Annotated in this window: 8 protein-coding genes; 6 read left to right on the forward strand and 2 right to left on the reverse strand. The window is 46.6% G+C overall.

Features of this window, described 5'->3' with window-relative positions; genetic code table 11:
* Positions 1-107: 107 nt before the first annotated feature.
* Positions 108-866, forward strand: coding sequence for an SDR family oxidoreductase (locus FHS16_RS18800; RefSeq protein WP_183566002.1), 759 nt, complete (start codon positions 108-110; stop codon positions 864-866).
* A 463-nt stretch (positions 867-1329) separates the two neighbouring features.
* Here FHS16_RS18800 and FHS16_RS18805 read toward each other — a convergent pair whose 3' ends face one another.
* Positions 1330-2478, reverse strand: a complete 1149-nt coding sequence (locus FHS16_RS18805; RefSeq protein ID WP_183566005.1) for a family 8 glycosyl hydrolase — start codon at positions 2476-2478, stop codon at positions 1330-1332.
* 194 nt (positions 2479-2672) lie between these two features.
* Here FHS16_RS18805 and cdaS point away from each other — a divergent pair, with 194 nt between their 5' ends.
* From cdaS to FHS16_RS18830, 5 genes are all read left to right on the forward strand, one after another.
* Positions 2673-3311, forward strand: a complete 639-nt coding sequence (gene cdaS / locus FHS16_RS18810) for a sporulation-specific diadenylate cyclase CdaS (RefSeq protein WP_183566008.1) — start codon at positions 2673-2675, stop codon at positions 3309-3311.
* Between the two features lie 261 nt (positions 3312-3572).
* Complete coding sequence (locus tag FHS16_RS18815; RefSeq protein WP_183566012.1) at positions 3573-4229, forward strand: FusB/FusC family EF-G-binding protein; 657 nt, start codon at positions 3573-3575, stop codon at positions 4227-4229.
* A 207-nt stretch (positions 4230-4436) separates the two neighbouring features.
* Entirely contained in the window at positions 4437-4988 is a 552-nt protein-coding gene (locus tag FHS16_RS18820; protein WP_183566015.1) for a hypothetical protein, read from the forward strand.
* Between the two features lie 376 nt (positions 4989-5364).
* The gene (locus tag FHS16_RS18825; RefSeq protein ID WP_183566019.1) at positions 5365-9258 is read left to right on the forward strand and encodes a discoidin domain-containing protein; all 3894 of its coding nucleotides are present in this window, start codon (positions 5365-5367) and stop codon (positions 9256-9258) included.
* Positions 9259-9406: 148 nt separating this feature from the next.
* Entirely contained in the window at positions 9407-10102 is a 696-nt protein-coding gene (locus tag FHS16_RS18830) for a formylglycine-generating enzyme family protein (protein ID WP_183566024.1), read from the forward strand.
* A 280-nt stretch (positions 10103-10382) separates the two neighbouring features.
* Here the strand turns inward: FHS16_RS18830 and FHS16_RS18835 are convergent, their stop codons facing one another.
* Positions 10383-11333, reverse strand: coding sequence for a substrate-binding domain-containing protein (locus FHS16_RS18835; RefSeq protein WP_183566027.1), 951 nt, complete (start codon positions 11331-11333; stop codon positions 10383-10385).
* Positions 11334-11341: the final 8 nt, after the last annotated feature.

The following is an 11341-nucleotide window of genomic DNA, read 5'->3' on the forward strand; positions in this document are numbered from 1 at the left end:
TAACAGCTGTTAGCTAATGAACAACTGTTTATTTTATTCCTCGGAACGGTTAAATGAATCATTTGACCGATTAACTTATTCAAGACAAAAATAGGGAGGCTTCTGACATGAGATTGAATGGAAAAGTAGCAGTCATTACAGGTGCGGCATCAGGTATGGGCAAAGCGATTGCTGAGCTGTTCGCGGCAGAAGGTGCTTCAGTGGTCGTTTCAGACCTTCATGCCGAATCAGCGCAAACGGTCGTTGCGGCAATTGAGGCAAATGGCGGGAAGGCGATTGCCGTTGCTTGTAACGTTGCAAAGGAAGAGGATGTGCAGCATCTCATAGACACAGCCGTGGAGAAGCTTGGAACGGTTGATATTCTGGTAAACAATGCGGGAATTATGGATAACTTTGTCCCTGCTGGAGAGTTGACAGATGAGCTCTGGGAGCGAGTCTTTGCCATTAATACGACGGGTCCGATGAGAACAACACGCAAAGTTCTGCCGATTTTTACGGAAAGAAAAAGCGGCGTCATCGTTAATATTGCATCTGCAGGCGGCCTGCAAGGCTCTAGAGCAGGAGCTGCATATACAGCTGCCAAGCATGCGATCGTAGGGTTCACCAAAAATGTCGGCTTCCAGTATGCACCGCTCGGCATTCGATGCAATGCCATTGCTCCAGGCGGCGTGAAAACGAATATTGGCAGTTCTATGCAAGCACCCAATTCGTTCGGGATGGAGAGAGCAATGATTGGTATGGGCATTAATCCCCGTGTCGGAGAACCGGAAGAAATCGCTAAGGTGGCATTGTTCCTAGCTTCGGATGATGCGAGCTTCGTTAACGGCACTGTCGTTGCTGCTGATGCAGGCTGGATGGCTTACTAATCTACTATAGCTTCTTGCAGCGTCAGTCGATTCCATCGACTGGCGTATTTTTATGCTTCAGCTGACCCGAATATCGATGTTACCGACGGGATTACTTGCGGAGCGACTAGCCTTGCCGTTCAGGCCGAACGTGGAGCTGACCTGATTAGCAGCTTGATTATCAAATGAAAAGCGTGGTCGAAGCGAACAAGGAATGATTTTATTATCCAGTGAGGTCACAGAGGCCATTGAGCTAGGAACGGAATATTTGCGTGAAACTTGCCATCGTTGGTCAGATCTTCTGATACGATTAGGGGAAAAGTCGGGGAAACGGTGCTTGTTCTAGATGACAGCATGAGAAGAGGCAGCGCCGCTTAGCAGCGTGAAGAAGGGCATAAGCGACGGCCTCGTTCAACTTTGGAATAAGCTTGACCCTGTATCGCATGAGCTCAAAGAAGGCTTATCCCGTTTCAAAAATGCAGCATTAATTAGGCATCCAGATTCTGAAATTCCCGCTTAAGGCAAGCATCGCGAATAAATACAAACAATTATCGTAGTATCTGCGCTCTCCTGTTCGAAGCGGAGTTTGCCATAGTAAATCGACCATAACTTTGGCATTAGGGCCATCGGCTGAAGCAAGGGAGGCCATTGCATTCGTTGCCAATAAACCTACCGGATGCAAGGATTTCTCTTCAAATGGCTCGCCAGCAATCGTGTATCGACGATAGTCGGAGGGGGAAATGTCCGCAAAAAATGCTTGTATGCGGTTTGCTTCTTCTCGCTGCCATTCATCCACGCCAAACCATTCCGTATCTAAACCAATGTTAGCGGCGACACGGTAGGAGTCACTGAAAAAGTGCCCGTATCCGCGTTCATTGTTTGGCGTACCATCATAATAAGCATATTCCGGTGCCAGCCCCGTTGCCTGGTGGCATGACAGCTGTAAATAACTCCGGCTAGCTTCTGCAGCTTTTCCCCAAAATTCACGGTCTTCCGGGTTCGCCCAAAGCGCGAACAAATCATAAAAATGCGGCAAGTGATAGGACGGATCAGAAAAATCACAATTAGGTATGAATTTGATTAAGTGATTGCTCGGCTCCCACATCGGGAAACCATCATTATTCTCTCCCTTATGGACACAGGCGTGAAGGAGATTCCTTGCTTGGACGCTGTAATCAAATGGAGCGAGTCCATCACCCCAGCGATGCGAAGCAAAGAAAAGGGCAAGCGCAAAATACTCCTCGCCGTCAGGCGCAGGACCGTTAGACCGTTTAGTTCCGTCGATCTCGCATGACCAAGCGAAATAACCCGCATTTTCGCCATTCTCCATATACATATAAGACATGGTCCAACTCCAGATGCGATCGAAAATATCTTTGCGCCCCATTTGTACAGCCATCATCATGCCATAAGACATGCCTTCGGTTCGTACGTCAAGGTTCCCCGTATCAAGCAGATATCCCATGTTTTCCCCTGCTTCATAATAAATCCTTGTATCATCATCGCCTTCAAATAGTTTGTCCCATGTATCCTTGACGCGCTTTTCAATCTCTTCATTATGATATCCGAACTGTTCGAATAAATTTCGGTACTTGCCCGTATAATAAGCCCCGGTTCCTAAAGCTTTCATCATTACTAATCCCTCCAAGCTTCTTCGTATACCATTCAAATTTTACCTTGCGACAAGCGTCATGCCAACCCAACAATCTATATGCCTTTCTTTTAAAAATATAGGGTTTTGGTTTATCCGTTGGATACGTCTGTATAGGAAAGCAGTCATTGGCAGAGATTAGAACTATGACTTTTACAAGAATTGGGGGATCTGCATTGAATCAGCTCAGTTGCGACGAATCGCCGATGAAAGAACAATTGAAGCAGCAGTTATCTGAAATAACAAATGCGCTTCAGCATAGCTTATCGCTCATAGACGATGACAACCATTGCTTATTAAGTGATTTTGAAGAGATCCGAGAATCCTTCAAACAAGCAGAAAGCGTCGCTGCATCCTTTTATTTGAGATGCTATTTATCCGCGTTCTCGATTGATTACACGGCCATTTCCTTAACCATCCAGCATTTGTCCACTAGGAGACATGGCGCCTTAATCATGATTCAGAGAAAGGAACCTCTGCACACCTTTATCCATTCCGGCATCGCAATTGGCGCTCAGCTCAGCCATTCCTTGTTGGAATCCATCTTTTATCCCGGGAATCCTCTTCACGACGGAGCCGTTTTGATCATCGAGAACCAAATCGTATCGGCGGCTAATGTGCTTCCCGTTTCGACGGTTAGCGTTGATGGCAAAAAGCTAGGCACGCGCCATCGAGCGGCAATTGGTTTGTCGGAACAGACTGATGCACTCGTTATCGTCATTTCGGAGGAGAGCGGGCAATCTTCCTTCGCATACAAGGGCAGCTTGTATCCAGTAAGCTTTTCCATAGCTAAGGGACTTCTAACGAACAGCTGAGCGTATATCCATTAGAGCGATGATCAGATAGAGGGAAGTTGCGGATGCAGCTGCATTCCATTTATAATGGTGGAGTAGAGGAGGCGATAGAAATGGCAAATCATATTGCCGGAATAATACGCTGCTCATGCAAAGCCTAATAGAGGGCGATACTTTGCATGGGGCATGACTGATTGAAAGTCGCCCGTTTTACGCTTATATCGTTTCTAATAATGGCTTTGCACCTTATAATTCCGAATATAAATAAGGGGCTGAGAAGCGATGATCCAACCATTTATTAGAAACCATCAATTCAATGTAGTGAAAAAACAAACAAATTTGCTGCAAACAGCCTGCAACACCGTATCTGACCCACGGGTAGTAGACGCGGTTCGTTCCAGCACGGTTGCCAAAATCATAGAAGCCTTCCCTCATGCGAAGGAGTTAGAGCTGCTAAGCTTAACAAAGCTGTCAGCGCTAAAAAAGACGGAAGAATTCCAGCATTATTTGCATGCATTAGAAGCACAAATGATGGAATGGACCCCCGTTACGGCCGCACAGATTAAGAAGCTGTTTCCTAAAGTGAAAAAGCTGAAGCTGCCGGATTTGACCTCTTATGATTATCGCTATTTGACATATTTAGGCTGGACCGATGTCGCAGCAAATCGAATGTTCCTGTTATATCGCCAAGATGAGCAGCTCATTGGGATTGAGGGTAGAATGACCCCCGTTCATAAGAAAGGAGTTTGTTTCTTGTGCAATCGCCACGCAGAGGTAGCCTTATTCTCGGCAGTAACGAAGTTCAAGCCAGCTAACGCTTCGCCCGATTACTACAAAGCAATTGGCAATTACATGTGTGTGAGCAGCGAAGCTTGCAACAGCCATATTGCCGATGTAACCGCCTTGGAGAAATTTATCGGAGTAGTGATGGGAAAATAGGATTATGTACTATTGAACAAACTTTAACCGCAATCATAAAGTGGTCATAAAGCAATAATAGAAAGGCTTGCCTTCTTGCAATGGTGCTTATACCAAGCAAAAGGCAAGCCTTTTTCGTAATGATTAGGCCATTTGCGGATCTATTAGAATGTTCCATCCATATGATATTGAAAAACGAGTGCTAGGAAATATCAAGGAGGAACAAGAATGGCGTTTAAGAGTATACGGCTTGAGAAACAAGTCTGCTCCAAAATTGTATGTAAAAAAACCGTTATTAAAAAGACTATCTCTAATAGAGCCATTCGCAGAAAGCCTGTATGCAAAAGAGTTGCCGTTAAGCTTCCCAAAATACGAAAATCAGCTTTCCATGCAATAGCAGGCAACGATCAATCGATAATGGATGCCACTATCACAAAGGTTAGATATCAGGCAGAGTTGTTGGACCTAAACAACGAATACAATGCCTCTACGTCAACCTTTCAGCCGAAGCAAAACGGGATCTATACGCTTCAAGCAACCATTCTGTTTGAATCGATGACGCCAACAGCAATAACTCTAAATCTAGACATTCTAATAAATGGCATCCCGCGGATCTCAGATCAAGAAAGCTTCACTACTCGTACAGGAATAATAGATGCTTCTGGAATCGTGCAGTTGAAGACACATGATCACGTCGAGGTATTCGCTAGAGCTATCGGTGAGAGCGGGGATATACGAAGTGGTCTGTCATCACGGTTTGAAGGCGCTAGAATAAGTTGATGCTCCAGCCATAGCCTGGATTTGAGGTGGCATGTAATCTGCTAATTCAAACATTTAAAAGAACCCATGTAGCAAGATAGGGAGCTCGTGCAAGTTACGGGTTCTTTTTTTGAGCCTATAGTCGCTGGTATTCCTAATAACTTGGAATTGCATACATTTTCCGTAGGAATGCATCTTATAGCTCTGGCAAATCACTCTCTATAATGAGAATGTGTGACAGAAAGGAGGGAGCAGCTGCTATGCCGTAAATGTTCGCAAGGGAGAGAAGGCTTATCACGCAACTAACGCTGCTTGCATCTCTCTAATTGAAAACGTTACCAATTCTAGTACAAGTACATGCACTTCTCGTATCAACATCTTATTAAGGAGGCATATAATGAACAACAAGTATGTTGCATGGCCGCTTATTCTAACAATGCTGCTATCAAGCTTTTTCCTCGCTGCCGGTCCGTTCGATCCCGTATCCGCGGCAGGAGGACCGAACCTGACTCTTGGCAAGAACATTACGGCTAGCGGCCAATCCCAAACGTATAGTCCAAACCATATTAAGGACAGCAATCAAGCTACTTACTGGGAAAGCGCGAACCAAGCGTTCCCGCAATGGATTCAGGTTGATTTAGGCGTTTCTACGAGCATTGACCAGGTCGTTCTTAAAATACCTGCGGACTGGGGTGCCCGGACACAAACGCTGTCTATCGCAGGCAGCATGAACGGGACATCTTTTGCGAATATCGTTGGCTCGACAGCCTATGCTTTTAATCCTACCGCCGGGAATAACTCCGTTACGATCAACTTATCGGCCACAAGCACGCGTTACTTGCGCCTTGAAGTAACCGGGAATACCGGTTGGCCAGCAGCGCAAATTTCTGAAATTGAGATCTATGGCAGCGCTGGTCCTACGCCAACGCCTTCAGCAACGCCAATGCCTGCCGGTACGTATCAGGCTGAATCTGCTGCGCTTTCCGGCGGGGCAAAAATCAATACGGATCACATCGGATATTCCGGTACTGGCTTCGTAGATGGTTACTGGACGCAGGGTGCTGCGACAACCTTTACGGTAAATGCACCAGCTGCCGGCAATCGCAATGTAACATTAACCTACGCGAATGCAAGCGGCAGCTCCAAATCCATCAGCGTTTACGTCAATGGCACGAAAATACGGCAATCTACGCTCCCAAGCCTTGCCAACTGGGATACGTGGGGGACTAGCGTAGAAGTGCTTCAATTGAACGCCGGCAGCAACACCATCGCTTACAAATATGATGCTGGAGATTCCGGAAATATTAATCTTGATCAAATCATCGTAGCATCCACAACAACCACTACACCTACGCCAACTTCAACACCAACACCTACATCAACACCTACATCAACACCAACACCAACACCTACATCAACACCTACATCAACACCTACTCCTACACCAACGGTCTCGCCAACTACAACTCCGTCGGCACCTCCTGGCGGCAATATTGCAATCGGTAAACCAATTAATGCAACCACGACTACTCAATCCTTTATTGCTGCAAATGCAAACGACAATGATACTGCCACCTACTGGGAGGGCGGCAGCTCAAGCATACTTACACTTGATCTCGGAGCGAATCATGACATTACTTCCATCGTGTTAAAGCTAAATCCTTCATCAGCATGGAGCACGCGTACCCAAACGATTCAAGTGCTAGGGTCGAATCAGAACACAACGACCTTCAGCAGTCTGGCAGCGGCACAATCGTATACGTTCAACCCTGCCACCCAGAATACGGTAACGATTCCGATAACGGCCACGGTTAAGCGGCTACAGCTTAACATCTCAGCTAACTCAGGGGCTGCCGGAGGGCAGATCGCTGAATTCCAAGTATTCGGTACGCCTTCGCCAAACCCAGATTTAGTTGTAACGGATGTGATATGGTCACCAGCATCACCGATCGAAACAAACGCGATTGTTCTGAACGCGACCGTTAAGAACATAGGCAACGCAAGCTCGGCAGCTACTACAGTCAACTTTTATCTGAATAATTCGCTTGCCGGTACCGCTTCTGTCGGATTGCTGGCAGCAGGCGCTGCGACAACGGTGTCTGTAGATGCCGGAACGAAAGCCGCAGCAGCTTATTCTGTCAATGCCAAAGTAGATGAGAGCAATGGCATTATAGAACAAAATGATTCCAACAACAGTTTTACAACTACATCGTCACTCGTCGTTGCGCCTGTTGCAAGCTCCGACCTGATCGGAACGACTACATGGACGCCTAGCAATCCAGTCGCGAGTAATACGGTAACCTTCAATGTTAACCTTAAAAACCAAGGGAATATCGCTTCGGGCAGCGGTGCCCATGGCGTCACGGTCGTTTTGAAAAATGCTGCCGGCACAACGATTCAAACCTATAATGGCACGTTCACCGGAACTTTAACGGCTGGCGCATCTGTCAATGTCGCTATTCCAGGAACGTGGACAGCCGTTACCGGCAACTACACCGTATCTACCACAGTTGCTGCTGATACAAACGAGCTTGCGGTCAAGCAGACGAATAACGCGAGCTCTTCCAATCTTGTCGTTTACTCCGCACGCGGAGCAAGCATGCCGTATAGCCGATACGATACGGATGATGCAACTAGAGGAGGCGGTGCCAGCCTGCAAGCCGCCCCAACCTTTGATCAAACGCTCACAGCTTCAGAAGCTTCCGGACAACGCTACGTTGCACTGCCTTCCAATGGATCTTACCTGCAATGGACAGTAAGGCAGGGGGAAGGCGGAGCAGGCGTAACCATGCGATTCACGATGCCTGATTCTTCTGATGGCATGGGGCTGAGCGGCTCACTGGACGTTTACGTAAATGGAGTCAAAGCGAAAACCATTCCGCTCACTTCTTATTATAACTGGCAATACTTCTCAAGCGATCAGCCTGCGGATACGCCAGCCGGTGGCCGCCCGTTATTCCGCTTTGATGAAGTGCATTGGAAATTAGATTCCGCTTTGCAGCCAGGCGATACGATTCGCATACAGAAAAGCAATGCAGATAACTTGGAGTATGGCGTAGATTTCCTTGAGATCGAGCCCGTTCCTGCTGCCCTAGCAAAACCGGCGAACGCGCTGTCCGTAACCGAATACGGTGCAGTAGCGAACGATGGCTTGGATGATCTTGCTGCCTTTGAAGCAACGGTAACTGCCGCTGTTGCAACTGGAAAAACGCTTTACATTCCAGAGGGGACCTTCCATATCGGGAATATGTGGAAAATCGGATCAGTCAGCAACATGATCGATGATATAACCATTACTGGCGCGGGTATCTGGCATACCAATATTCAGTTTACCAATCCAAACTCAGCTTCTGGAGGCATCTCGTTCAGAGTGGAGGGCAAGCTTGATTTCAGCCATATTTACATGAATTCAAAGCTGCGCTCACGTTATCATGAAGGCGCCATCTACAAAGGATTTATGGACAATTTCGGTAAAAACTCAAAGGTTCACAATGTGTGGGTTGAGCATTTTGAATGTGGATTCTGGGTGGGAGACTATGCGCATACGCCTGCTATTTATGCAGATGGCCTCGTAATCGAGAACAGCCGTATTCGCAATAACCTTGCCGACGGCGTTAATTTCGCGCAGGGAACGAGCAATTCTACCGTTCGCAATAGCAGTGTACGCAACAACGGTGACGATGGTCTGGCCGTATGGACGAGTAACGTCAACGGTGCGACAGCAGGTGTAAACAATACCTTCTCGTTTAATACCATTGAGAATAACTGGCGTGCGGCTGCAATTGCATTCTTTGGCGGAGGCGGACATAAGGCTACTCACAACATCATTATCGACACGGTTGGTGGATCTGGCATAAGAATGAACACCGTGTTCCCGGGCTACCATTTCCAAAACAATACGGGCATTCTTTTCTCGGATACCACCATAATTAACAGCGGTACCAGCAGAGATCTTTACAATGGCGAACGCGGTGCGATTGATTTGGAAGCTTCCAATGATTCCATCAAAAATGTGACCTTCACCAATATCGACATAATCAATACGCAACGAAGCGCCATCCAATTCGGTTACGGCGGAGGCTTTGAAAACATCGTGTTCAACAACATAAATATTAACGGCACTGGCCGAGACGGCGTCTTAACCTCGCGGTTTACCTCACCGCATCCCGGAGCCGCTATTTACACCTATACGGGTAATGGCTCTGCGACATTCAACAACTTAACGACCAGTAACATTGCTCACCCGAATGTCCATTACATTCAGAATGGGTTTGGACTGGTTATTCAATAATTATAGGGGGAGGGGCGTTCATAGTGCTCCTCCTTTTTTTTGTGCCATGTACCGAATAAGGGAATATATGGACAGTTGCGAGCATGAAGGATATATTAAAGCGATGCGCTAGCATCGGTTGAAATGCGAGAATGAGGAGGGAGTACGCTTGATCAATGATGTCAAGTGCATAAGTGATTGGCCTCTGGTTACGATACCGGGGGGTGAAATCTCATTAAGGGATGATCGCAATAAGACCCGTTGGACGACAGAATTAAAGTCGTTCCAGCTAGCCAAATTCCCCGTAACCGTTGACTTCTATCGACTTGTTATGAATCCGTCATCATATCCATCAACGAATGCATCAGACGGAGGCGATAATCCGGTTGTCAATATTTCTTGGAATGACGCCATTTCCTTTTGCAACCAACTGTCGATTATCGCTGGTCTTAAAGAATGCTATTCTACAAGCAGCAACGGCGAAACCATCAGCTTTGATGGGAAAGCAGACGGATACCGCCTGCCAACGGAAGCCGAATGGCAGCATGCCTGTAAAGCAGGGACAACAGGCTACCGTTATGATGAGCTCGACCATATTGCTTGGTATAAGGAAAACGCTGAGGGCAGCATTCATCCAGTAGGCAAGAAAGCCCCTAATGACTGGGGTCTATATGATATGCTCGGAAATGTATGGGAATGGTGCTGGGATCTTTATGATGAACAAGTATACGGTTCTTACCGCATCTTTCGCGGTGGAAGCTGGGCGGAAGCGGAAAGAGGCTGCGGGGCAACTTGCCGCCGGCGCAGTCACCCGACATTTCGCATCGACGATCTTGGATTCCGATTGGCACGTTCTCATACATGAAAAGCCTCGTACGCCATTTTCCTTGTTAACTGGACTATGGAAGCCTCCTCCATAAAAAAACAAGAAAAAGCCTCTTCGATATTGAAAAGAGGCTTTTTCTTATAGTCGAATAAGCATTCGTATAAGAAATGTGTAATATATCCTGACTTAATTAGATTGATTTATAGTGAGAGAAGATATATATTTATTAATAATAGTATGATTTAGACATAATCAGTATTAATGAGTGTGGAAAGGAGCTGCTTTAGTCAATCGTTCCAAGCATTTACACCATCATACGTTAGGTTTCAAGCAAGATTTCTCCCATCCGAGACAGATCATAGCCTGAAATGGATCCAAGCTCATTTCGAAATTCATCCGAACGGAGAATGTGAAGGAGCGATGTAATCCAGGTTTGGTTGCTTTCCGTCTTGAGTACAACGAGATCATAACGTTCTTCAATTAAGGGCAAGAACTCGACATTGCCTACAATCGATGCCGCTTTCTCGATCCCGACGCCAACGTCGGCAAGCCCTGATGCCACTTGGGATGCAACACCAAGATGATTGCTTTGTTCGAGTGCATACCCGGCTAATTGCGAAGCCTTAATGCCATGAAGCCGAAGCTGCTCATCCAGCAATACGCGAGCTCCGGAGCCTTTCTCCCGATTCGAAATCCTTAAGCCAGAGATGCTTAAATCAGACCAGCCTTTGATAGACAACGGATTTCCTTTCTGAACATAAAAGCCGGCATTACGAATGAGCAGATTAACGACCATATAGGAAGAGCCAACAAGCAGCTTTTTGATATATGGCAAATTGTATTCACCCGTATCCCCATCCAGCAAATGAGTACTGACAATATCCGATTCTCCGCGGTACATAGAGATTAAACTGTCTAAGCTTCCGACGAAAGAACGAAGCGGCCTTATGCCAGCATTGCTTTTTTCCAAATGCTTCGCTAGAATGTCCAGACTAAGATCCTGCCCGGTAATGACGATAGGACGTAAGCCATTGTTTAAGCTCGGCGCTGCGGAACGAATAGGAGCTTCTGATTGGCCATGGCGATCCTGTATCTGCGTGCCTTTAGCTCTTTTCTTGTAAGCTTCCAGGTCTGCAGGATCTACACGCATTTGTTTTCCGACACGGTAAGAGGGCAGTTCGCCTTTTTTTATAAGATCATAAACCGTAAGTTTAGAGATTTGCAGAAGCTTGGCAATATCTTCTGTCGTATATGAGACATCGCTGGACATGATGCTCC

Source organism: Paenibacillus endophyticus (assembly GCF_014192395.1).
GTDB lineage: Bacteria > Bacillota > Bacilli > Paenibacillales > Paenibacillaceae > Pristimantibacillus > Pristimantibacillus endophyticus.

What these genes read in the sequence shown, in the direction of transcription:
- FHS16_RS18800 (WP_183566002.1), top strand. Translation starts at nt 108, where the DNA reads ATGAGATTGAATGGAAAAGTAGCAGTCATTACAGGTGCGGCATCAGGT.
- FHS16_RS18805 (WP_183566005.1), bottom strand. Translation starts at nt 2,478, where the DNA reads ATGATGAAAGCTTTAGGAACCGGGGCTTATTATACGGGCAAGTACCGA.
- FHS16_RS18815 (WP_183566012.1), top strand. Translation starts at nt 3,573, where the DNA reads ATGATCCAACCATTTATTAGAAACCATCAATTCAATGTAGTGAAAAAA.
- FHS16_RS18820 (WP_183566015.1), top strand. Translation starts at nt 4,437, where the DNA reads ATGGCGTTTAAGAGTATACGGCTTGAGAAACAAGTCTGCTCCAAAATT.
- FHS16_RS18825 (WP_183566019.1), top strand. Translation starts at nt 5,365, where the DNA reads ATGAACAACAAGTATGTTGCATGGCCGCTTATTCTAACAATGCTGCTA.
- FHS16_RS18835 (WP_183566027.1), bottom strand. Translation starts at nt 11,333, where the DNA reads ATGTCCAGCGATGTCTCATATACGACAGAAGATATTGCCAAGCTTCTG.